General features: G+C 67.9%; 18 protein-coding genes and 2 tRNA genes. 6 read left to right on the top strand and 14 right to left on the bottom strand.

What is annotated here, in order from left to right:
• Positions 1 to 99: 99 nt before the first annotated feature.
• From ispG to B5D37_RS04440, 3 genes are all read left to right on the top strand, one after another.
• Positions 100 to 1368: a flavodoxin-dependent (E)-4-hydroxy-3-methylbut-2-enyl-diphosphate synthase gene (gene ispG / locus B5D37_RS04450; protein WP_078757525.1), complete on the top strand. Its 1269-nt coding sequence runs from the start codon at positions 100 to 102 to the stop codon at positions 1366 to 1368.
• Positions 1346 to 2077, top strand: coding sequence for a phosphatase PAP2 family protein (locus B5D37_RS04445; RefSeq protein WP_078757524.1), 732 nt, complete (start codon positions 1346 to 1348; stop codon positions 2075 to 2077). The genes ispG and B5D37_RS04445 overlap by 23 nt, the downstream gene beginning before the upstream one ends.
• A gap of 383 nt (positions 2078 to 2460) precedes the next feature.
• Positions 2461 to 4647, top strand: a complete 2187-nt coding sequence (locus B5D37_RS04440; RefSeq protein ID WP_078757523.1) for a M4 family metallopeptidase — start codon at positions 2461 to 2463, stop codon at positions 4645 to 4647.
• Positions 4648 to 4702: 55 nt separating this feature from the next.
• Here B5D37_RS04440 and B5D37_RS04435 read toward each other — a convergent pair whose 3' ends face one another.
• From B5D37_RS04435 to rnd, 9 genes are all read right to left on the bottom strand, one after another.
• Positions 4703 to 5572 carry a DMT family transporter gene (locus B5D37_RS04435; protein ID WP_078757727.1) on the bottom strand — a complete coding sequence of 290 codons (870 nt, stop codon included), beginning with the start codon at positions 5570 to 5572 and terminating at the stop codon, positions 4703 to 4705.
• A gap of 32 nt (positions 5573 to 5604) precedes the next feature.
• Positions 5605 to 6648 (bottom strand): UDP-N-acetylmuramate dehydrogenase, encoded by a 1044-nt coding sequence (murB, locus tag B5D37_RS04430; RefSeq protein ID WP_078757522.1) that lies wholly within the window; start codon positions 6646 to 6648, stop codon positions 5605 to 5607.
• Entirely contained in the window at positions 6645 to 7700 is a 1056-nt protein-coding gene (locus tag B5D37_RS04425; RefSeq protein ID WP_078757521.1) for a quinone-dependent dihydroorotate dehydrogenase, read from the bottom strand. Before B5D37_RS04425 ends, murB begins: the two co-directional genes overlap by 4 nt.
• A 6-nt stretch (positions 7701 to 7706) precedes the next feature.
• Positions 7707 to 8036: a DUF4190 domain-containing protein gene (locus B5D37_RS04420; RefSeq protein ID WP_078757520.1), complete on the bottom strand. Its 330-nt coding sequence runs from the start codon at positions 8034 to 8036 to the stop codon at positions 7707 to 7709.
• 27 nt (positions 8037 to 8063) lie between these two features.
• Positions 8064 to 9596 carry an L-piperidine-6-carboxylate dehydrogenase gene (gene amaB / locus B5D37_RS04415; protein WP_078757519.1) on the bottom strand — a complete coding sequence of 511 codons (1533 nt, stop codon included), beginning with the start codon at positions 9594 to 9596 and terminating at the stop codon, positions 8064 to 8066.
• A gap of 106 nt (positions 9597 to 9702) precedes the next feature.
• Positions 9703 to 9779: transfer RNA gene (locus B5D37_RS04410), tRNA-Arg, on the bottom strand.
• Positions 9780 to 9888: 109 nt separating this feature from the next.
• Positions 9889 to 9964 (bottom strand) — tRNA-Ala (locus B5D37_RS04405).
• 74 nt (positions 9965 to 10038) lie between these two features.
• The gene (locus tag B5D37_RS04400) at positions 10039 to 10548 is read right to left on the bottom strand and encodes a hypothetical protein (RefSeq protein ID WP_078757518.1); all 510 of its coding nucleotides are present in this window, start codon (positions 10546 to 10548) and stop codon (positions 10039 to 10041) included.
• Positions 10549 to 10617: 69 nt separating this feature from the next.
• The gene (gene rnd / locus B5D37_RS04395) at positions 10618 to 11781 is read right to left on the bottom strand and encodes a ribonuclease D (protein ID WP_425478030.1); all 1164 of its coding nucleotides are present in this window, start codon (positions 11779 to 11781) and stop codon (positions 10618 to 10620) included.
• A 188-nt stretch (positions 11782 to 11969) separates the two neighbouring features.
• Between rnd and B5D37_RS04390 the strand changes: the two genes are divergently transcribed.
• Positions 11970 to 13784, top strand: a complete 1815-nt coding sequence (locus B5D37_RS04390; protein ID WP_234987708.1) for a formylglycine-generating enzyme family protein — start codon at positions 11970 to 11972, stop codon at positions 13782 to 13784.
• Between the two features lie 38 nt (positions 13785 to 13822).
• Complete coding sequence (locus tag B5D37_RS04385; protein WP_078757516.1) at positions 13823 to 14746, top strand: M48 family metallopeptidase; 924 nt, start codon at positions 13823 to 13825, stop codon at positions 14744 to 14746.
• A gap of 36 nt (positions 14747 to 14782) precedes the next feature.
• Here B5D37_RS04385 and phaR read toward each other — a convergent pair whose 3' ends face one another.
• From phaR to gluQRS, 3 genes are all read right to left on the bottom strand, one after another.
• Positions 14783 to 15262 carry a polyhydroxyalkanoate synthesis repressor PhaR gene (gene phaR / locus B5D37_RS04380; RefSeq protein WP_078757515.1) on the bottom strand — a complete coding sequence of 160 codons (480 nt, stop codon included), beginning with the start codon at positions 15260 to 15262 and terminating at the stop codon, positions 14783 to 14785.
• A gap of 64 nt (positions 15263 to 15326) precedes the next feature.
• Positions 15327 to 16067 (bottom strand): acetoacetyl-CoA reductase, encoded by a 741-nt coding sequence (gene phbB, locus B5D37_RS04375; protein ID WP_078757514.1) that lies wholly within the window; start codon positions 16065 to 16067, stop codon positions 15327 to 15329.
• Between the two features lie 53 nt (positions 16068 to 16120).
• Positions 16121 to 17056 (bottom strand): tRNA glutamyl-Q(34) synthetase GluQRS, encoded by a 936-nt coding sequence (gene gluQRS / locus B5D37_RS04370; protein ID WP_078757725.1) that lies wholly within the window; start codon positions 17054 to 17056, stop codon positions 16121 to 16123.
• A 72-nt stretch (positions 17057 to 17128) separates the two neighbouring features.
• Here gluQRS and htpX point away from each other — a divergent pair, with 72 nt between their 5' ends.
• Positions 17129 to 18025: a protease HtpX gene (gene htpX / locus B5D37_RS04365; RefSeq protein WP_078757724.1), complete on the top strand. Its 897-nt coding sequence runs from the start codon at positions 17129 to 17131 to the stop codon at positions 18023 to 18025.
• A 42-nt stretch (positions 18026 to 18067) separates the two neighbouring features.
• Here the strand turns inward: htpX and B5D37_RS04360 are convergent, their stop codons facing one another.
• Together B5D37_RS04360 and epmB are read right to left on the bottom strand one after the other, a co-directional pair.
• Positions 18068 to 20149 (bottom strand): GGDEF/EAL domain-containing response regulator, encoded by a 2082-nt coding sequence (locus B5D37_RS04360; RefSeq protein WP_078757513.1) that lies wholly within the window; start codon positions 20147 to 20149, stop codon positions 18068 to 18070.
• 295 nt (positions 20150 to 20444) lie between these two features.
• Entirely contained in the window at positions 20445 to 21464 is a 1020-nt protein-coding gene (gene epmB, locus B5D37_RS04355; RefSeq protein WP_078757512.1) for an EF-P beta-lysylation protein EpmB, read from the bottom strand.
• Positions 21465 to 21544: the final 80 nt, after the last annotated feature.

Genomic DNA, 21544 nt, shown 5'->3' with positions numbered 1-21544 from the left:
CGGTGCGGCCCGATACCCTAGCGCAGCGACCCGCCACGGTCACCTGGATGCGGCCGAGACTGACCGGGCAGTCAGGCCGGCGGCGGTACAATGCGCGCCATGAATCCCGATGCACACGGCCCCGACGCCGCTCCCACCTTCGGTCCGCAAGCGCGCCGCCATACCCGACCCGTCGATATCGGTGGCGTGACGGTGGGTGGCGGTGCGCCAGTGGTGGTGCAGTCCATGACCAACACCGATACGGCCGACATCGACGGCACGGTGAAGCAGGTTGCGCAGCTGTGGCGCGCCGGCTCGGAGCTGGTGCGGCTCACGGTCAATACGGCCGAGGCCGCCGCCGCGGTGCCCCGCATCCGCGACAAGCTGGCGATGATGAACGCGCCGGTGCCGCTGATCGGCGACTTCCACTACAACGGGCACCAGTTGCTGGCAGGCGAGCCGGCATGCGCCGAGGCGCTGGCCAAATACCGCATCAACCCCGGCAACGTCGGCTTCGGCAAGAAGCGCGACAGCCAGTTCGCCACCCTGATCGAGTTCGCCATCAAGTACGGCAAGCCGGTGCGCATCGGTGCCAACTGGGGTTCGCTCGACCAGGCGCTGGCGACGCGCCTGATGGACGAGAACCATGAGCGGGCGGTGCCGTGGGAGGCGGGCAGGGTGCTGCGCGAGGCGCTGATCCGCTCCGCACTGGATTCCGCCGGGCGTGCGGTCGAACTGGGGCTGCCGCCGGAGCGCATCGTGTTGAGCGCGAAGGTCAGCGGCGTGCAGGAGCTGATCGCCGTCTATCGCGAGCTCGCCCGGCGCGGCGACCATGCCTTGCACCTCGGGCTGACCGAGGCCGGGATCGGCAGCAAGGGCATCGTGGCGTCGTCCGCGGCGCTCGCGGTGCTGATGCAGGAGGGGATCGGCGACACCATCCGGATTTCGCTGACCCCCGAGCCGGGCCAGTCGCGGACCAACGAGGTGGTGGTCGCGCAGGAGTTGCTGCAGACGATGGGGCTGCGCGCGTTCACGCCAATGGTCACCGCATGCCCCGGCTGCGGGCGCACCACCAGCACCTTCTTCCAGGAGCTCGCGCAGAAGGTGCAGGAGCACGTCCGCGCCCGCATGCCGGAGTGGAAGGTCACGCATCCGGGCGCGGAGAACCTCACCTTGGCGGTCATGGGCTGCGTGGTGAACGGACCTGGCGAATCGCGCCATGCCAACATCGGCATCTCGTTGCCGGGCACGGGCGAGGCACCTTCGGCCCCGGTGTTCGAGGACGGCGAAAAGACCGTGACACTGCGGGGGGAGCGCATCGCCGACGAGTTCGTCGGACTGATCGACAGCTACGTGGAGCGGCACTATGGCGGCCCCAGGCCCGACTGACCCGGCTTCCGGCTCCGCGCAAGGCGCCGTACGCGCCGAGCGTCGGATACTGCTCGAACTCTGGGAACGTCACGGCGGGAGCCTGCTGCTCGCGTTCTTCAGCTTGCTGTTGCCCTTGTGGCTTTTTGCGGAACTCGCGGACGAAGTCGCCGACCGGGAGGGATTCGCATTCGACGAGCCACTGCTGCTTTGGGCCCAGGGTCTGGCGAGTGAAGGGCTGGACCGGTTCTTCGTGGTGGTGACCGACCTGGGTTATCTGCACGGGGTGGTGCCCCTGGACATCCTGCTGGTGCTGTCGCTGTTCGCGATGCGGCGGTTGCGCGAGGCGACGTTCGCCGCCGTGGCGCTGGGTGGGTCGGCCTTGCTCAACATGGGAACGAAGCTGGTGTTCGCGCGTGAGCGGCCATCGTTGTGGGAATCCATCACACCCGAGCTCACCTACAGCTTCCCCAGCGGGCACGCCATGGGCTCGGCCACCCTGGCATGCGTGCTGTTCCTGCTGGCATGGCATACCCGCTGGCGCTGGGCTGCGGCCGTGCTCCTGCCGCCGGCGGTGGTGCTGGTCGGTTTCTCGCGGATCTACCTCGGGGTGCATTACCCGTCGGACATCCTGGCCGGCTGGGCCGCGGCCAGTGCGTGGGTCGGAGTGTCGTACTTCGTGCTGTTCCGCTTCCACGCCCGGCCCTGGCAGACAGGGTTCGACCAGTAGCGGGCGCGGAAACCGCTGCTGCGTCGCGTCAATATTCCTGGAACATTGTTTCGTCCGTGTTGCAGGGGGCTGCATTGCTCGGCCACGCCGCGACGCAAGAACTGGCGGGGCCTGCAGCGTCCGGGACGGACCTGGGGGTATGGCCATGGAGGGCCGGAGCCCGCTGCGGCGCTCCGGACACCGGTTGACGTGCCCGTCATGTGACGCATAGCGTCAGCCGGTCGCCGTTTTCGGCACTGCGACGATCCGAAGGGTCGATCCACATCCGGATTGATGGCTGCCGGTACCTACCGGTCAGGGACGATCCTGCGGAACAGGGGGAAAAGCTGAATCCGCGCCACCGCATCGCGGTGGACGTTCTCATGGAAAAGAGGAGTTTCGGGATGTCACCTACCCCGCGTTCGAATCGAATCAAGCTGCTGGTCGCCGCGATCGGCATGGTCGCCGCATCGGCCGCCACGGCAGCCACCACCCAACAGGTTCCGCAGCAGGATCTCGGCGGCATGCCGACGGACCGCCTGTCGGCCCAACTGGGCCTTGGCGCCGGAATGGCGCTCACCGAGCGCACCGCCGGTCCGCTCAGCAATGGCACCCGCACCGTGCGCATGCAGCAGACCTACCGCGGCGTGCCGGTGTACGGCCACAGCGTCGCCGTCGTCCAGGATGACCGCGGCAACGCATTGCGCGTCCGTGGCCAGGTGCTGGAGGACGTCCAGGTGGACCTGCCTTCGGTCACGCCGAAGCTGAGCCCGCAGCGCGCGCAGGCGATCCTCGCGCGCAACACCCAGGCACTCGCCAGGGGGGCGGACATCAGCGTCGAGCAGACCAGGCTCTTCGTCTACGCGGAACAGGGGCCGGCCCGGCTGGTGTACGTGACTTCGTTCTTCGCCGATGACGGCGTGGCGCCGACGCGCCCGACCGCCATCATCGACGCCAATACCGGCGAAGTGCTCGACCAGTGGGAAGGCCTGACCTACGCCGACGGCTTCGGCCCGGGTGGCAACGAGAAGATCGGCCGCTATGACTACGGCACCGACTATCCCGCGCTGGACGTGCAGGAATCGGGCAGCACCTGCTCGATGGTGAACACCAACGTCGAGACGCACAACTTCAACCACGGCAGCAGCGGTCCGATCCATACCTTCAACTGCCCGACCAACACCGTGAAGGAGATCAACGGCGCCTATTCGCCGTTGAACGATGCCCACCACTTCGGTGGCGTCGTCTATGACATGTTCAACGACTATGTCGGAGCGCCGCCGCTGACGTTCCGCCTGAAGATGAACGTGCACTACGGCAACGGCTACGAGAACGCCTTCTGGAACGGTTCTTCGATGACCTTCGGCGACGGCCTCAATACGTTCCACCCGCTGGTGTCGCTGGACGTCAGCGCACACGAGGTCAGCCACGGCTTCACCGAGCAGAACTCGGACCTGCAGTACCAGTACCAGTCCGGCGGCATGAACGAGGCCTTCTCGGACATGGCCGGCGAGGCCGCGGAGTTCTTCGACCGTGGAAGCAACGACTTCCTGGTCGGGGCCGACATCTTCAAGGGCAACGGATCGCTGCGCTACATGTGCAACCCGACCCAGGACGGCGCCTCGATCGACCACGCCGACGACTACTACGACGGCCTGGACGTGCACTACTCCAGTGGCGTCTACAACAAGGCCTACTGCGAACTGTCGCAGACCAGTGGCTGGGATCCGAAGCTGGCGTTCCAGGTGTTCGCCTACGCCAACCAGTTCGAGTGGCAGCCCACCACCGGCTTCGACGAGGGTGCCTGTGGCGTCGAGGCGGGTGCGAGCGAACTCGGCCTGCCAGTGGCTGACGTGACCGCGGCGTTCGCGGTGGTCGGCGTCAGTTGCGAAGGTGGTGGCGAGGATCCGCCGCCGGGCGGCGGCGAGCTCGAGAACGGCGTGCCGGAGACCGGAATCGCCGGCGCTTCGGGAAGCCAGCAGTTCTGGACGCTGGAAGTGCCCGCTGGCGCCTCCAATCTGGTGTTCCAGATGGCCGGCGGCACCGGTGATGCGGATCTGTACGTCCGCTTCGGCGCGGCACCGACCACCACCACCTACGATTGCCGTCCGTACCTGTCCGGCAACAACGAGACCTGCAGCATCGCCAACGTGCAGGAAGGCACCTACCACGTCATGGTGCGCGGCTACAGCGCGTTCTCGGGCGTGAGCCTGACCGGCAGCTTCAATGACGATGGCGGCGGCGGTGGCAACACCTACTTCGAGAACGGCACCGACGTGCAGATCCGCGACCGTGCCACGGTCGAGAGCCCGATCGAAGTCTCCGGCGTGGCGGGCAATGCCCCCTCGGACCTGGAGGTGACGGTGAGCATCGACCATACCTACGTCGGCGACCTGCGCGTCGACCTGGTGGCCCCGGACGGGAGCGTGTACAACCTGCGCAACCGCAGCGGTGGCAGCGCCAACGACATCGACGCGACCTATTCGGTCGATGCCTCCTCGGAAGTCGCCAACGGCGTGTGGAAGTTGCGCGTCAACGACAACTACAACTACGACACCGGCAAGATCGACCTGTGGAGCCTGCAGTTCTGAGCTTCGCGCCCTGAAGCACGACGGGAGCCCCGGCCACGCGCCGGGGTTCCTGTTTCTACTGCCCGGGCTCGACCGCGGAGGTTGCCGCAGCAGTCGCTGCGCGCCGAGCCAGCTGTGCCTCGCGATGCGCGATATAGCCGTTCGCGAAGAGGATGATCGCCGCCCCGATGGCCGTCCAGCGGTCCACCGCTTCCCCGAACAGCAGGAAGCCCAGCACCGCCACGATCGGCAACTGCATGAAGCTGATCGGTGTGAGCGCCGAAACATCGCCCAGCTTGAGCGCCCGCGTCCACAGCATGTGCCCCGCCGTGCCCAGCACGCCGGCGGCGGCGACCCACAACCAGGTGATGCCTTGCGGCCATTCCCATACCGTCAGTGCCGGTATGAGCGACATCGGCACCCACAGCGCGGTGGTCAGGATGACGATGCGGTCGGCCGGCTCGGTGTGGGACAACTGCTTGATCTGTATCGCAACGATGCCGCTGATGACCGCGGCCGCCACGGCGACCAGCGTGCCTGCCGAGAACTCCGCCGTCCCCGGGCGCACGATCACCAGCACGCCGATGAAGCCGAGTACCACTGCCGTCCAGCGCCTGGCACGGACCTGCTCGCCGAGCCACAGGGCAGCGGCGATGGTGACGAACAGGGGCGTGGAATACGACAGCGACACCGCCTGTGCGAGCGGCAGGTGGCCGATCGCCCAGAAGCCGCACAACATCGATGCGGTGCCCAGGACGCAACGCACCACGTACCGCGGTGCCTGCGTGGTTCGCAGCAGGCCCGGACCGTGCCTCAGCAGGAGCGGCAGGGCGGCAAGCAGGCCGAAGAACGAGCGGAAGAAGGCGATCTCGAACGTGTGCAGCGATTCCGATGCCAGCCGGATCACGATCACCATGAGCGCGAAGAAGCCGGTGCTGCCGAGCATCAGCAGCGCGGCGCGGGTGTGCTGCGAGGCGATCACCACGTGGCACCCACCAGCCGCGGCTCGGGTTCGAGCGCCACGTTGAAGCGTTCGCGGACCGAAGTGGAAATGCCCCTGGCCAGCTCCAGCAACTGCTGGCCGGTGGCGGTCCCGTGGTTGACCAGGACCAGCGCATGGCTGGCCGCCACGCCGGCATCGCCGTCACGGTGGCCTTTCCAGCCGCAGGCATCGATGAGCCAGGCGGCGGACAGTTTCCGCGTGGACGGGTCTGGACCAGGGAAAACGGGAAGGGCGGGATGGTCCGCACCCAATGCCTCCGCTGTCATCCGGTCGACGATCGGATTCTTGAAGAAGCTGCCGGCGTTGCCGATCACTGCGGCGTCCGGCAGCTTGCTGCGGCGGATGGCGATGACCGCCTCGGCGATCTCGCGCGGGGTGGGAGCGCCATCCGCACCCTGGCGGCCGAGTGCTTCGAGCAACCCGGCGTAGCGCAGCCGCGGGACATGTGGCCGTGGCAGCGCGAACTCGACCGCAGTGACGATGAAGCGGTCCGGCTGCTGCTTGAAGAGGCTGTCCCGGTAGCCGAACCGGCAGGCATCGGCCGACAGCCGGCACCATTCCCCGGCGGCGGGCTCGTACGCTTCGACCGCGTGGATGAACTCGCACACTTCCACCCCGTAGGCGCCGATGTTCTGGATCGGCGCGGCGCCCACGGTGCCGGGAATCAATGCCAGGTTCTCCAGCCCGCCCATGCCCTGGTCCACCGTCGCCAGGACGAAGTCGTGCCACGCCACGCCCGCAGCGGCCCGCACGATGGCGCAGCCGTCGACATCCGGCAGCACCTGCACGGTGGTGCCGGTCAGCATCAGCAGGGGCTGCACCGGGTCGGATACGAAGAGCAGGTTGCTTCCACCGCCAAGTACGAGCGGCCGGGAGGCCGCGAAGTCCGGGTGGGCAAGCAGTTCCGGCAAAGCGGCTGCATCCGCCACCTCTGCCAGCAGGCGCGCGCGCGCCGGAACGTGGAAAGTGTTGAGCTGGCGTAGCGATACGTCGCGCTGGACGCGGACGGAACCGTTCATGCGATCGGCGGTACCGGGCCGCTGCTGGGCGCGAACTTGCGCCGGCGGATCGCTTCCACGCACTCGCCCACGAGTTCGGGACCGCGGTACACCAGCCCGGTGTAGCACTGCACCAGGCTCGCACCAGCCGCCATCTTGGTCACCGCATCCGCACCCGAGAGGATGCCGCCAACGCCGACCAGCGGAATGGATTCGGGCAGGCGGGTACGCATCATGCGCAACACGGTGGTCGCCTGTCCCATGAGCGGGCGGCCGGACAGTCCGCCCTGTTCCGAGGCGCCCGGTACACCCTCGACGGCCATGCGAGAGACCGTGGTGTTGGTGGCGATGACGCCGTCCACCTCCAGCTCCGAAAGCACGCGCGCGCAGGCCTCGATATCGGCCTCGGACAGGTCGGGCGCGATCTTCACCAGCATCGGGATGCGTCGGCCGTGCTTGGCGCCCAGCCGCTCCTGCTCTTCCCTCAGGATGCTGATCAACCGGCGCAGCAACTGCTCTTCCTGCAGTTCGCGCAGGCCGGCGGTGTTGGGCGAGGAGATGTTGACCGTCACGTAGTCCGCCAGCGGATAGACCCGCGACAGGCAGTACATGTAGTCCCCCTCGGCGATCTCGTTGGGGGTGTCCTTGTTCTTGCCGATGTTGATGCCCAGCAGCCCGCTGGGACGCTTGGCTTTTTCGACGTTGCGCACCAGTGCGTCCACGCCGGCGTTGTTGAAGCCCAGCCGGTTGATGATCGCCTGCTGGCCGGGCAGCCGGAACATGCGCGGCCGCGGGTTGCCCGCTTGCGGCCGGGGCGTGACGGTACCGATCTCCACGAACCCGAAGCCGAGGGCGAGCAGGGCGTCGATGTGGGCGCCGTTCTTGTCCAGCCCGGCGGCGAGGCCGACCGGGTTGGGGAAGTCCAGGCCGAAGACGCGGGTGGGCAAGGGCTGCGGACGCCCGGGAAGCAGCGACGGCATCGTCGCCGCGGCACGGTCCAGGGCGCGCAGGGTCAGGTCATGTGCCCGCTCGGCATCGAGCCGGAACAGGACGGGGCGGGCGAAGCGGTACATGCGCCGTCAGGCGCCGCTGAACGCAGCCAGGGCGAAGATCCCGCCGAAGAACACCACGAACATCATGATCGCGGCCACGGCGACCGCGATCATGCTGTATCCCAGCACCAGCCCGGCGACGGCCAGGCCGTCACCCTCCAGTGCAGGTGACGCGTTCCGGATTTCGGAACGCGCCAGGTGGCCGGTGATGATCGCCACGATGCTGCCGAGACCGGGCAGCATCGTCCACCCGAGGATGCCGCAGACCAGGCTGACCACCGCCAGCGTGCTGGTGGTGGGCGGCCTGCCGGCCACGGGGGCCGGCGGGGGGACGCTGACGGGTGCGGGATCGCTCATGGGCGGGTCTCGGGGAGCGGGACTGGGTCAGAGGTCGAACTTGATGCCCTGGGCCAGCGGCAGTTCGTCGGAGTAGTTGATGGTGTTGGTCTGGCGGCGCATGTAGGCACGCCACGCATCCGAACCGGATTCGCGACCGCCGCCGGTTTCCTTCTCGCCGCCGAACGCGCCGCCGATCTCCGCACCGGAGGTGCCGATGTTGACGTTGGCGATGCCGCAATCCGAACCCCAGGCCGACAGGAACTGCTCGGATGCCTTGAGGCTCTCGGTGAAGATGGCCGACGACAGGCCCTGCGGCACGTCGTTCTGCATCCGGAGCGCTTCGTCCAGGTCCTTGAACTTCATCACGTAGAGGATCGGCGCGAAGGTCTCGGTCTGCACCACTTCGGCATCGTTGGACAGGCCGGTGATCAGCGCCGGCAGTACGAAGTTGCCCTTGCGGTCCAGCTTCTCGCCCCCGGTCTCGACCTTGCCGCCGGCGGCCTTGGCCTTCTCGATCGCGGCCAGGTACGCCTGCACGCCTTCCTGGCTGTTGAGCGGGCCCATCAGGTTGGCCGGGTCGGTCGGGTCGCCGATCTTCTTCTCGACCTGCTTGTAGGCGGTGACCAGCTTGGCCAGCACGTCGTCGTAGATCGACTCGTGGATGAAGACGCGGCGGGTGGTGGTGCAGCGCTGCCCGGCGGTGCCGACGGCGCCGAACACGATCGCCGGGATCGCCAGCTTCAGGTCGGCGGTGGCATCGACGATCATCGCGTTGTTGCCGCCCAGCTCGAGCAGCGAACGGCCCATGCGGCGGGCAACGCGCTCGCCGACGTGGCGGCCCACCTTGGTCGAGCCGGTGAAGCTGATCAGGTGGACGCGCTTGTCGTCGACGAAGGTCTCCGCCAGCTCGGTGCCGGCGTCGTTGAACAGGAAGAAGATGTCCGGGAAGCCGCCCTTCTTCAGCGCCTCGTTGCAGATCCGGATGGAGGCGATCGCCGACAGCGGGGTCTTGCCCGAAGGCTTCCAGATGGAGATGTCACCGCAGGCAGCAGCCACCAGCGCGTTCCAGGCCCACACCGCGACCGGGAAGTTGAACGCCGAGATGATCCCGACCAGACCCAGCGGGTGCCACTGCTCGTACATGCGGTGGCCCGGGCGCTCGGAATGCATGGTCAGGCCGTACAACTGGCGCGACAGGCCCACGGCGAACTCGCCGATGTCGATCATTTCCTGGACCTCGCCGTCGCCTTCCGGCTTGGACTTGCCCATTTCCAGCGCGACCAGCGAACCCAGTGCGTCCTTGTTCTCGCGCAGGGCGTCGGCGCACAGGCGCACAGCTTCGCCACGGCGCGGGGCCGGGGTGGCGCGCCAGACCTTGAAGGCCTCCTGGGCGCGCGTCACCAGCTTGTCGTAATCGGCCTTGGAGGTGGCATTGACCCGCGCCAGCACCTCGCCGTCGGTCGGGTTGAGCGGCTCCAGGACGCCGGCATCGCTGGCGGTGGCCCATTCGCCATTGCCAAGGTAGGTGCCGGATTCGGTGTCGTTCAGGCCGAGAGCGGTGAGGACGGGGTGGGTCATTGATAACTCCTGTTGGGGCGCCCGGGAAACGGGGCGCGATGGTGCTCCGCAGGTGCGGGCGGCGCAGGATTGCGCGGAGCCCGCGGGAAAACGCTGGAACTCGGGTTGGCGACCCCGACACGATTCGAACGTGTGACCTGTCCCTTAGGAGGGGACCGCTCTATCCAGCTGAGCTACGGGGCCGATCCGGACGATTATCGCAGGAACCGCGGGCGATGGCCTCCCCCCCTTCGAGACGGAGGCGCATAACAAAAGAGACTGGACGCGATGTCCAGCCTCTCCTGTTTTTTCGTGGTGGAGCGGAGGGGGATCGAACCCCTGACCTCCACGATGCGAACGTGGCGCTCTCCCAGCTGAGCTACCGCCCCACGAAGGCCACGATTCTAGCCGGGAGCCAGCGCTGGCGCCACCCCGGCCCGCGACCCGGCCCACCGCTGCCGCATTAGATGCCGGCGCAGTCGAGGGTGGCCAGCGCCTGTCCCAGCCCCTCCAGCAGGAAGGCATCCTTCTGCACTTCACCATCCAGCGGATCCAGCACCTCGATCACGACGCCGTCGCTGCGGCGGGCGACGGAAGTGAACGAGGCGACCTCGTCCATCGGGATATGTGCCGACTTGTGGCCCTGCAGCAACGGCCAGTACTCGCGTTCGGTCGCTTCCAGCTCGTCGAACCGGTAACGCACCAGTACTTCGTCGTCGCTGTCACCGCCCTTGTAGGCGGCGAAGTGGTACAGCACGTTGAGCCCGTCTTCCATGCAGCGCCAGATCAGCGAGGAGGCGCCGTCGTTGGTGGTGGAGTCGGCATAGACGAAGCTGCGGTCGCTGTCGTCGAAATCGTCCTCGGCTTCGACGTGGGTGAACTGGCCGAAGGTGGCTTCCTGGGCAGAGGCCACGGTGGGCGCGACGATGGTTGCCGCGGCGATGGCCGCTGCAAGGACAAGCTTGATGGACATGTTGTTCCCCCTGTGCGTAGCGCCCGTCGCCGCCGTCCTGGATGAACGAGACCGCGGCGCAGCGGGATTCTAGCCGTCCACGGGCGGCGGTGGGGCACCGGCTTCCGTCAGCAGCGGCGCGAGCACGGGCTCCAGCAATTCCCGGCGCCAGCCCGCCAGTGCATCCGGCCACTCGCCCCGGTCCATCAGGTGCTCGAGGTGGCGACGGGAGGCCAACACGCCATCGGGCAGGCCGAGTTCGGCGCTGCGGGTCGCGACCGCTGTCTGCAGCTGGCGGAGGCGGTTCTTGTCGCGCTTTTCCGCGGCGCCAGCATCGGGAACCGCGGACTCGTCGTCGGCAGCTTCCTGCAGTGCACGCCAGATCGCATCGCCGAGCTTGCGCGGCGCCTTGGGGTGGGCCTCAAGCTGTGCCTGCAATGCATCGCGGTCGGCCGGTGGCTGGCGAGCGATGGCCACGGCGAGCTCATTGTCGAGGATCCAGGTGCGCGGACGGTCGGAGTCGCGGGCATGGGCGTCACGCCAGCGCAGCAGCCGCAACAGGCGCCGTTGGGCATCCAGGTCGAGGAAGCCGGCGCTCCGCATCGACAGATGCGGCCACCGTTCCAGCGCGCTATCTTCAGCCATGTCGGCCACGCGTTCTGCATCGGCCTCCAGCCATTCGCCGCGACCGAGCTCGCCGAGCATGCCCTCCAGCACGTCGTGCATCTCGAACAGGTGGCGCACGTCGTCGGCAGCGTACTCCAGCTGGGCAGGCGACAGCGGGCGGCGCAGCCAGTCCGACCGGGTCTCGCCTTTCGCCAGCGCCACCCCGGTCAGTTGCTCAACCAGCCGCTGGTAGCCCATGCCGCCGCCAATGCCGGCCAGGGCCGCCGCCAGCTGGGTATCGAACAGCGGCCGCGGGACCACGCCACAGGTGTGCCGGAACGCCACCAGGTCTTCGCTGGGGCTGTGCATCACCTTCAGGATCGAGCGGTCCGCCAGGATCGGTGCGAGGGCCTCGGCCATGCCCGGGGCCAGCGTGTCGACCAGCAGCACTTCCTGGCCCCCGTCCCGTTCATGCGCGATCTGCACCAGCGCAAGTTGCGGCCAATAGGTGCGCTCCCGGATGAATTCGGTATCGATGCCGATGCGGCAGGGGCCGTACGCGAGGCGTCCGGCCAGCTCGGCGGGGTCGGCGATCCACGAGGGGGCGGGAGCCGGAGGGCAGGGAGGAGGATTGGATGAACTTTGCACTGGGGGGCGAGTCGAAGACGGAAGTTGCCGGGGCGGGCGACAATAGCCTACTTTCAGTTCGCCCTCTTGGGCCGCCCCGCATGGCCAGCCGGCTTGGAGGACGTTTGCGCGCACGATTGCCACAGCATGCATCACCAGGTCACGTCGTCCGTGCAGCCGGCTGCCTTGGCCTGGCCTTGGTGCTGGCGATGGGCGCGGGCTGTTCGCGCGAAGGCGGCCAGCAACCGGAAGGCGGAGCGGCGGCCACGGGCGAACGCGGGGATGAAGCGCCGATCGTGACCGTCGCGCCGGAACAGGAAGTGGCCCCGGTACCGGAATGGAATGTGCCCGAAGCGCCGGTCGACGGCGCGGAGGCGGATCTCGAAGAGACCAAGGCCGCCGCCGCGGAAGCGCTGGAGTCGGGCGAGCTGTTTCGCGAAGCCGACGATGCGATCCCGCTCTACCTGGCCCTGCGTGAGGAGGCGCCCGCGGACCGTGAGGTGCAGGAAGGGCTCGACCGCTCGCTGTCGCTCCTGCTGGAACAGGGCACGCGGGCCATCGAGCGCATGGATCTGGAGCCGGCCGCCTTGCGGGATGCGCAGGAGGTGGGGGCGGTGGTACGCGCCGTTGCAACCGACGACCGGGAAGCGGCGGCTTTCCTGGAGCGCCTGGAGGTGGCCGAGCGCGCTTCTGCGGAGAACCGGCGCGGCGAACAGGCGCTCAATGCCGGCCGGATCGATGGCGGGGAAAACAGCGCCATTGCGCGCTTCCGCGCTGCACTCGGGATCCGGCCGGGTGACGCGAGGGCCACGCAAGGGCTCGCTGCCGCCGAGAGCGCGCTGATCCGGGAAGCCGAGGAGCGGGCGGCAAACGATGACTACGCGGGTGCGGTGGAATGGCTCGACCGCGCCGCGCAGGTACGTCCGGGCATGGAGACGGTGGATGACGCCCGGCTGCGCATCCAGCGCCAGCGCGGCGCGCGCGTCGGGGCGCTGCGTGACCTCGGTATCGCGGCGCTGGGGCGCGAGCACGGAATCGATACGGCCCGCGAGCATCTCGCGACCCTGCTGCGCATCGCGCCGGCAGGGGATGCGGCCGCCGTGCAACTGCGCGAGCGCATCGAACTGGCCACCCACTACGGCCTGTTCCGACCCGGCCAGGCTTTCACCGAGGCGATGGCAAGTGGTGGGCGTGGCCCGGAAATGGTGGTGATTCCCCATGGTGCCTTCCGCATGGGCGCGGCACCGGACGAACAGGAGGCGACCGACGCCGAACGGCCCACCCGCAACATTCGCTTCGATCGCGGCCTCGCCGTTTCCCGCCACGAGGTGACGGTGGGCGAGTTCCGCCGGTTCGTGTCATCGAGCGGGCACGTGCCTCGCTCCACCCGCCGCGGCCATTCGATCGTCTATGACGAACGCAGCGGCAACCTGGTGCGCCGCAGCGGGATGGACTGGCAGTCGGATTACGTGGGCAACCCGGCCCCGGATGACATGCCCGTGATCCACGTCAGCGCCCAGGACGCGGCGGCGTATGCGGAGTGGCTGTCTTCGCAGACCGGGCACCACTACCGGCTGCCCAGCGAAGCCGAGTTCGAGTACATGCTGCGCGCTGGCAGCCAGTCCACCTACCCGTGGGGAGACGGCGCGCCGCCCGAAGGCGCGGGCAACTTCACCGGGAGCGGCGACGTCTCGCCGAGTGGTCGCCGCTGGCGGAACGCTTTCGAGGACTACGGCGATGGTGCATGGGGCCCCGCGCCTGTGGAGTCGTATTCGGCCAATGCATTCGGCCTTCACGACGTGGCCGGCAATGTCAGCGAATGGGTGTCCGACTGCTGGCATGACAGCTACCGGCGCGCACCTGCTGATGGCAAGGCCTGGATCAATCCCGGTTGCCGCACCAAGGTGGTACGGGGCGGGTCCTGGGCGAGCTCGCCCCAGCAGACGCGGTCGGCCTGGCGCATTGCCAGCGAGTCCGACACCACGAATGCGCGTATCGGCTTCCGGGTCGTACGCGATATCTGAACCGGTAGCCCGGCCGAAGCCGGAACAGGAGCAAGTGGATGAAGGTTTCCCTGGGCCGGGGGCGGGGCAGCTCGAATGCCGGGCGCCGCCGTGGCGGTGGGTTCCGCTGGTGGGTGCTGGTGATCTTCGCCGTCTACGCCGCATGGCAGTGGTTCGGCACCGCCGAGACCGATCCCTACACGGGAGAGACGGCACGCTACGGTGCTTCGCCCAGCGACGAGGTCCTGCTCGGTGCGCAGGCTTACCGCGAAGTGCTGGGTGACGCCGAGGCCCAGGGCGCCCTCCTGCCTGCGCAGGCGCAGGAGAGTCGCCAGGTGCGCGCGATCGCCGAGCGCCTGGTGTCGAGGGTCCCGCAGGTCACGGCCGACCTGGCGGCGCAACACCAGAGCGCCGCCCCCACTGCGCATGAGCATTTCCAGTGGGACGTCAGCGTCATCCGTTCCGACCAGGCCAACGCATTCTGCCTGCCCGGCGGCAAGATGGCCGTCTATACCGGGCTGTTGCCGGTCACGCGCAACGAGGATGCGCTCGCGGTGGTGATGGGCCACGAGATCGCCCACGCGTTGCTGCGGCACGGGTCGCAGCGCATGGCCCAGCAGCAGCTGGTCCAGATGGGGCAGATCGCGGCAGGCGTCGCGGTGGGTGGCATGGAGCCGCAGCAACAACAGGCTTTGATGGCGGCACTGGGCGCGGGTGCGCAGTACGGGCTCATCCTGCCGTACGGGCGGAACCATGAGACACAGGCGGACGAGGTCGGGCTGATGCTGGCGGCGGCCGCATGTTACGACCCGCGCGAAGCCGTTCCCCTGTGGGAGCGGATGTCGGAGCTTGGAGACGGCGCGCGGCCACCGGAGTTCGCTTCAACCCATCCGGATCCGGCCAACCGGATCCAGGTCCTGCAGGGGCTCATGCCCCGTGCGGAGGAGTTCCGCCAGCGCTACTGCAGCCCGTCGCTGCAGTAGAACAGGCGGCTCGACCGCGGAACGTGCTTGAGGAGATCAGCGCTTGCGTTCGGGCTTCTTTGCCGCCGCAGCCGTCTGGCCGACACTGCCGGACAGGTTCTGCTGGAACTCCTTCCACATCGACATGTTGCGCTCGGTGAGCTGGTTCATCATCGTCCACGGGCTCTGGCCGATCATGCCGCCCATCTGGCTGCGGAACTGCTGCTGCTGGTCCAGGAACACCTGCATCGATTTCTCGAGGTAGGGGCCCATGAAGCCCTGCAGGGAATCGCCGTAGAAGCGGATGATCTGGCTCAGCAGTTGCGTCGACAGCATCGGTTCGCCGTCCTGCTCGTGCTCGGCGATGATCTGCAGCAGGACCTGCCGGGTCAGGTCGTCACCGGAGCGGGCATCGCGGACTTCGAACTCCTCGCCGTCGACGATCAGCTGTCGCACGTCCTCGATCGTGATGTAACTGGAGATCTCGGTGTCGTAGAGGCGACGGTTCGGATACTTCTTGATGACGCGACTGGCCATGCTGCGGAGCCCTGGATCGTGATGCTCTGCAGCATGGCCCACGCGAAGAGGGCTTGCAACCGCGTTACCAACCCATGTATTGGCCACCGTTCGCCGACAGGTTGGCACCGGTGATCCAGCCGGCTTCGTCGGGAATAAAGAAGCCCACCGCATAGGCGATTTCCTCCGGCGTGCCGAGCCGTCCGGTTGGAATCTGCGCGATGATTTTCTCGCGCACCTCCTCCGGCACCGCCATCACCATGTCGGTGCCGATGTAGCCCGGCGATACCGTGTTCACCGTGATGCCGAATCGCGCGTTCTCCTGCGCCAGGGAGATGGTGAAACCGTGCATGCCAGCCTTGGCGGCGGCGTAATTGGCCTGGCCGTACTGGCCCTTCTGGCCGTTGATGGAACTGATCTGCACGATCCGCCCCCACTTGCGCTGCCGCATGCCCTCGATCACCGGGCGGGTGACGTTGAAGCAGGAATTGAGGTTGGTGCAGATCACCTCGTTCCACTGTTGCGCCGACATCTTGTGGAAGGTGGAGTCACGGGTGATGCCGGCGTTGTTGACCAGGATCTCGACGGGGCCGAGTTGCCGCTCGACCTCCTGCACCAGCGCCGCCGCCTGCTCGGGGCTGGAAACATCCCCGGCAGCCATCGCGATGTCGAAGCCCGCATCCTTCATGCCCTGATGCCAGGCGCGTCCGCGGGCTTCGTCCCGGAAGTTGGTGGCGACCTTGTGCCCCATCCCCGCCAACCGCTTGACGATGGACGTACCGATGCCACCGGTACCGCCGGTGACCAGTGCGACGCGTGCCTGCATGGTGTTCTCCCTTGCCGTGAGCCCTGGAACGAGCGTGGAACCGTGGCCGGATTCTATTCGTGAAGCGTGACGCCTCTGTTGTGCACTGCGGCGGGCTGCGGGTTCGAAGGTACGAGTGCGGGATCGAATGCCGCACTGGCGGCCTCGAGGAATGCCTGCGGCGTTCCCCCGCGCGGTACCGCCCCAAGCGGTTGCCCGAGGGCGAGCCAGGCCGCATGGAGGGCGGCGACCGGATCTTCGGGGTCAACCGCAGGCGCCGCCCCGGACTTCGACAGCTTGGTCCCGTCGAGCCCGAGGATCAGCGGCAGATGGGCGTAGCCGGGCGTGGGCAGGCCGAGCGCGCGCTGCAGCAGGATCTGCCGCGGCGTGGAATCGAGCAGGTCGGCGCCGCGCACGACGTCCGTCACGCGCTGCGCGCCGTCATCGACCACAACGGCCAGCTGGTAGGCCCACCAGCCGTCGGCGCGCCTGAGCACGAAGTCGCCCACCGTCCCGGAGACGTCCTGGGTGCATTCGCCCAGGATCCGGTCGACGAACGTGACCCGTGACCCGGCCGGCACCCTCAACCGGATGGCCGGATTCTGCCGTCGACGGCGCGCCACGCATTCACGGTGGATGCCGCCGACGGCGGACAGGTCGCTCCTGCTGCAGTGGCAGGCGAACGCCTGTCCCCGCTCCACCAGCTGGTCAAGCGCCTGCTGGTAGATCGCGGAGCGCGTGGACTGGTATTCGACCGGACCGTCCGGCACCAGTCCCATGGCCGCCAGCATGCGCAACTGCCGCCGGGCAGCACCCGCCTCCTCACGCGGCGGATCAAGGTCTTCGATCCTCACCAGCCACTCTCCACCGGCGCGTCGTGCGAACAGCCAGCTGCCCAGGGCGGCCATGATCGAGCCGGCGTGCAGGTCGCCGGTGGGGGAGGGCGCGAAGCGGCCCCGGTAGAGTCCGCCCGATGCCCCTTCGGATGCTGAACCGGTAGGCGGCTTCATCTTGCGTTCCCCCACGGGCTGCCATATCTCGCGTTCATGACCGCGCGTGGTGCGCGGAAGCCGGGTACTTCGATGTTCAAGCGTATTTCCCTGTTCCTTGCGACCAATCTCGCCGTGATGGTGCTGCTCGGGATCGTGCTGAGCGTACTGCAGGCGTTCGGCGTGAATCTCGGTGACAACGGCACGTTGTTGATGTTCGCTGCCGTGTTCGGGTTCGGTGGTGCCTTCATATCGTTGATGACATCCAAATGGATGGCCAAGCGCACCACCGGCGCGCAGGTGATCACCCAGGCGCGCAGCGAGGGCGAGCAGTGGTTGCTGGCCACCGTGAAGCGGCAGGCGGAGGCCGCGGGCATCGCGACGCCCGAGGTCGCCGTATACGATGCGCCCGAGATCAACGCCTTCGCCACCGGCCCCAGCCGCAACAACTCGCTGGTCGCGGTGTCGACCGGCCTGCTGCGCGGCATGGACCGGGACGAAGCGGAGGCGGTGCTGGCCCATGAAGTGAGCCACGTGGCCAATGGCGACATGGTGACCATGGCCTTGATTCAGGGTGTGCTCAACACGTTTGTGATCGTGCTGGCGCGCGTGGTGGGCCGGGTGATCGATGGCTACCTCGGTGGCAGCCGCGATGGTGCGCCCGGCATCGGCTATTACGTGATCGTGTTCGTGCTCGACATGGTTTTCGGGCTGTTCGCGTCGATGATCGCGATGTGGTTCTCCCGGCACCGCGAGTTCCGGGCCGACGCCGGTGCGGCGCAGCTTGCAGGCCGGGACAAGATGGTCGCGGCCCTGCAGCGGCTCTCGGCGACCTACGGTGCCAGTACCCTGCCCAAGCAGGTGGCGGCCTTCGGGATCAGCGGCGCGGTGCGGCACGGTCTCGGCCGCCTGCTGATGAGCCACCCGCCGCTGGAGGAGCGCATCGAGGCGCTCCGCAGGCTGGACGGGTCGGTGCGCACGGCGCTTTGACGCGTCAGCGGGAGCCTCGCCGGCTCCCGCCGCCGTAAGTGGTCAACCGAAGTCGTAGTCCATTTCGGGGCCGGCGTGGGCCAGGAAGTGGCCCTGGGCGTAGTCGATGCCAGCGCCGAACAGGACCGACATGCTGCCGGCGTCCTGCACGAACTCTGCGATGGTCTGCTTGCCCGCGGCACGCGCCTTCTCCGCCAGCTCCTTGATGCGCTGCTGGTGCTCGGGGTTGTTGGGCAGGTCTTCCATGAAGGTCCGGTCCAGCTTCAATAGCGCCGCATCGAAGTGGGTCAGAAGCTGGAACGAGTTCAAGCCACTGCCGAACTGCTCCAGCCCGACCTTGACCCCCAGCTTCGCCACCCGCTGCTGGAACGCCTGGGCGGCCTTGAGCTGGGTGAACACCTTCGATTCCGGCAACTGCAGCACCAGCAGCTCCCCGTCGACGCCGTGCTTGGCGAGCTGTTCCTGGATGTAATCGGCCAGGCTTTCGTCCTGCAGGGACACCTCGGTGATCTTCACCAGCAGCGTGGTGCGCTTGCCGGTGGCCTTGAGCCGGGAGCCGATGTTGGCGATGGCGTGGCTGACCATCCAGCGATCGATCTCCCACAGCAGGCCGTGTTCCTCGGCAATCTGCAGGAAGGTCATCGGCTGCACCACCTCGCCCTTGTCGCCCTGCATGCGCAGGTAGGCGTCGTACATCTCGTTGGGTTCGCCGTGCAGGCTGACCAGCGGCTGGTAGTACATCAGGAAGCGGTCGTCGTCGATCGCCTTGCGGATCCGGTCCACCCACGCTGCGATCCGTTCCACCTCTGCACGGTCCACCGCGCCCGGGTCGAAGATCTCCACCCGGTTGCCGCCCACGCCCACCGTCGACTGCACGCCCTGGTTGGCCTTGCCCAGCACCTCGGTCAGGGTGGCGATGCGCTGCCCGATCTGCACGCCGCCGATGCTGACGGTGGCGTTGAGCGAGCGCTCGCCGATCTCCAGTACGGCATCCGCGAACGCCGCGCGGACCGAATCCGCGAGGGCGACGCTGGCGTGGTAGTCACTGTCGCGCCGCAGGATCGCCAACTGGTGCTCGGCAAAGCGCGCGGCGATGTCGTTCTCGCCAAGCACCGAGGCCAGCCGGTCGGCATAGGCCTTGATCAGCTCGTCGGCCGCATCCAGCCCGATCTCCTGCAGCAGCCTTGAGTAGTGGTCGGGCTCGATCAGCAGCAGCGCGTGGTGGCCCGCATTGCGCGCGGCATCGCCGACGGCATCCTCCAGGGACCGGAGGAAGGTCGCGCGGTTGAGCAGGCCGGTGGCCTGGTCGCGCTGGCGCAGCTCCTCCACCTCGCGGGCGAGCTCGGGGTCGGCTTCCTGGCGCCGCAATACGATCTGCAGGCAGGTTTCGCCTTCATAGCTGGCGGGAGTGAACTCCATGACCGCGGGAAACGTGTCGCCATCGAGCGTGCGCGCTTCGGTCTCGAATCGCGGCGGCGCCGATTCGCCCTTGCCGAGTTGCTTGAGCAGCGTCTTGAACGCGGCCACGTGCTGCGGCGACACCAGGTCGAGCAGCGACATGCCCTCGATATCCTCGAAGGACTCGAAGCCGAACATTTCCAGGTACGCACTGTTGGCCCGGATGTGCATGCCTTCGTGGACGTAGGCCACCGGATCGCGCGAGGAGTCGATCAGGGAGTCGCAGCGGCGCTCGGTCTCGCGGACCTGGACTTCGAGCCGGCGCAGGCCGCGGCGTGCCTCGAGGTCCCGCCATTCATTGCGGATGGTCTTCTCGATGTGCTCCATCCGGCCGCGCAGCACCACGGACCGGGCGCCGGCGTCGACAGCCTGCATGAGCGCGGCATCGTCGATGGACTCCACCAGCATGAGCACCGGCAGGTCCTTGCCGCTGGCGCCGACCAGCAGCATCACCTTGTCCAGTGGCACGGTCGTGGCATCGCGTGCCGCCACCACGAGGTCGTGGGACTGGGCGCCGAGCAGGGACTGCATGTCCGACTCGCTCTCGGGGCGGCTGGGTCGCACCGCGATACCACTGTTGCGTAGCCCGCTGACGATGGCCTCGGCCGCCTCGACGCTGTCATCGACGATAAGCAGCCGCAACACCATGTCCTTGCCCGATTGCATACGCACCCCTCCATCCGGGTGTCTTGAAAGTGAGGGAGCGAGCATGCCACGGAAGGCCGCGGCGTCGCCAAAAGGCCCCGCCGGCATTGCCTGTCCCGACGGCACCGGCGTGCCGTGGTTCGATTCGTCCAGCATGTCTGCCCCTTTCGGGCGCCCCCGGCGCCACTGTGGTCGTGGCTTCCATGCCCCCCGGCCGGTCGGAAACCGACCTGTTCCGGCAACTTCGGCCTCGTTATGACAGAAGCCGGTTGATCCGTCCATGACAGGTGTCGAGAGTTGAGACGTCAGTAGTGGCTCAAAGCGGCCGTTTGCCCGTATCGCCCGGGATTTCCCGCACCAGCCTGGGCACCAGGTATCCGGAAAGGCGAGCCGCGAGTGCGGCATGCAAGGCTCGTGCGGTGTCGTCGGCGACTTCGAAATGCGCCGCACCCTGCACCCGGTCGAGCTGGTGGAGGTAGTAGGGCAGCACCCCCGCGGCGAAACCGCGCTCGCTCAATGCGGCCAGCGCTTCGACCGAATCATTGACGCCGCGCAGGAGTACCGCCTGGTTGAGCAACGTGACGCCCTCCCGGCGCAAACGCGCCATGGCGGCGTCCACCGACGCATCGAACTCGTTGGCGTGGTTGGCGTGCAGGACCACCGTGGTCGGCCATGGCAGGCCACGCAGCCAAGCCAGCAGCGGCTCGTCGATGCGTTCGGGCAGGACCACCGGCAGGCGGGTGTGGATCCGCAGGCGCTTCAGGTGCGGTGTGCCTGCGAGCGCATCGGTGAGGTCGGTGAGCTTCGCGGTGGACAGCGACAGCGGATCGCCGCCCGAGAGAATGACCTCGTCGATGCTGTCGTCGTCGCGGATGCGGGCCACCGCCTCCCGCCAGCCGGCCGCGGCAGCAGTTTCCTCGGCATACGGAAAGTGGCGGCGGAAGCAGTATCGGCAGTTGATCGCGCAACTGCCGGTCGCCACCAGCAGTGCGCGGCCGCGGTACTTCTGGATGACCCCGTGGCCGGACTTCGCAGCGCCGTCGCCCACGGCGTCCAGGCTGAAGCCCGCCATCGGCCGCATTTCGGCGTCCAGCGGCAACACCTGGCGCAGCAGGGGGTCGGCCGGATCCCCATGGCGCATGCGGGTGACGAAGCCACGCGGCACCCGCAGCGCGAACTGGTCGATCGCCGCGGGCGAGATCCCCGGCAGGTCCGGAGGCAGCCCCAGCATCGCGAGCAACTCGCCCGGGTCGCGCACGGCCTCCCGCCAGAGCTGTTGCCAGCGCGGGGCCTGGAGCGGTCGTGGCTGCGGAGCGGCCGGGGCTGCGGGTATCATTCGGGTCCGGTTCTGCGTGCGTCCGGCTTGTCCGGCGGCGCGACATTCTAACGGTCCGGGGGAGAGTGGATCTTTTCCCA

Source organism: Lysobacter spongiicola DSM 21749, from assembly GCF_900167055.1.
Lineage (GTDB): Bacteria > Pseudomonadota > Gammaproteobacteria > Xanthomonadales > Xanthomonadaceae > Novilysobacter > Novilysobacter spongiicola.
Note: the sequence above shows the minus strand (reverse complement) of the source record. Positions and strands in the feature narration are given on the sequence as shown.

Excerpts from the sequence above, each read along its gene's own strand:
- B5D37_RS04425 (WP_078757521.1), bottom strand. The coding sequence starts at position 7,700 with ATGTACCGCTTCGCCCGCCCCGTCCTGTTCCGGCTCGATGCCGAGCGG.
- B5D37_RS04360 (WP_078757513.1), bottom strand. The coding sequence starts at position 20,149 with ATGCAATCGGGCAAGGACATGGTGTTGCGGCTGCTTATCGTCGATGAC.
- phaR (WP_078757515.1), bottom strand. The coding sequence starts at position 15,262 with ATGGCCAGTCGCGTCATCAAGAAGTATCCGAACCGTCGCCTCTACGAC.
- B5D37_RS04420 (WP_078757520.1), bottom strand. The coding sequence starts at position 8,036 with ATGAGCGATCCCGCACCCGTCAGCGTCCCCCCGCCGGCCCCCGTGGCC.
- B5D37_RS04445 (WP_078757524.1), top strand. The coding sequence starts at position 1,346 with ATGGCGGCCCCAGGCCCGACTGACCCGGCTTCCGGCTCCGCGCAAGGC.
- murB (WP_078757522.1), bottom strand. The coding sequence starts at position 6,648 with ATGAACGGTTCCGTCCGCGTCCAGCGCGACGTATCGCTACGCCAGCTC.
- B5D37_RS04435 (WP_078757727.1), bottom strand. The coding sequence starts at position 5,572 with ATGCTCGGCAGCACCGGCTTCTTCGCGCTCATGGTGATCGTGATCCGG.
- htpX (WP_078757724.1), top strand. The coding sequence starts at position 17,129 with ATGTTCAAGCGTATTTCCCTGTTCCTTGCGACCAATCTCGCCGTGATG.
- gluQRS (WP_078757725.1), bottom strand. The coding sequence starts at position 17,056 with ATGAAGCCGCCTACCGGTTCAGCATCCGAAGGGGCATCGGGCGGACTC.
- B5D37_RS04400 (WP_078757518.1), bottom strand. The coding sequence starts at position 10,548 with ATGTCCATCAAGCTTGTCCTTGCAGCGGCCATCGCCGCGGCAACCATC.
- B5D37_RS04440 (WP_078757523.1), top strand. The coding sequence starts at position 2,461 with ATGTCACCTACCCCGCGTTCGAATCGAATCAAGCTGCTGGTCGCCGCG.
- epmB (WP_078757512.1), bottom strand. The coding sequence starts at position 21,464 with ATGATACCCGCAGCCCCGGCCGCTCCGCAGCCACGACCGCTCCAGGCC.
- amaB (WP_078757519.1), bottom strand. The coding sequence starts at position 9,596 with ATGACCCACCCCGTCCTCACCGCTCTCGGCCTGAACGACACCGAATCC.
- B5D37_RS04385 (WP_078757516.1), top strand. The coding sequence starts at position 13,823 with ATGAAGGTTTCCCTGGGCCGGGGGCGGGGCAGCTCGAATGCCGGGCGC.
- phbB (WP_078757514.1), bottom strand. The coding sequence starts at position 16,067 with ATGCAGGCACGCGTCGCACTGGTCACCGGCGGTACCGGTGGCATCGGT.
- ispG (WP_078757525.1), top strand. The coding sequence starts at position 100 with ATGAATCCCGATGCACACGGCCCCGACGCCGCTCCCACCTTCGGTCCG.
- B5D37_RS04390 (WP_234987708.1), top strand. The coding sequence starts at position 11,970 with ATGGGCGCGGGCTGTTCGCGCGAAGGCGGCCAGCAACCGGAAGGCGGA.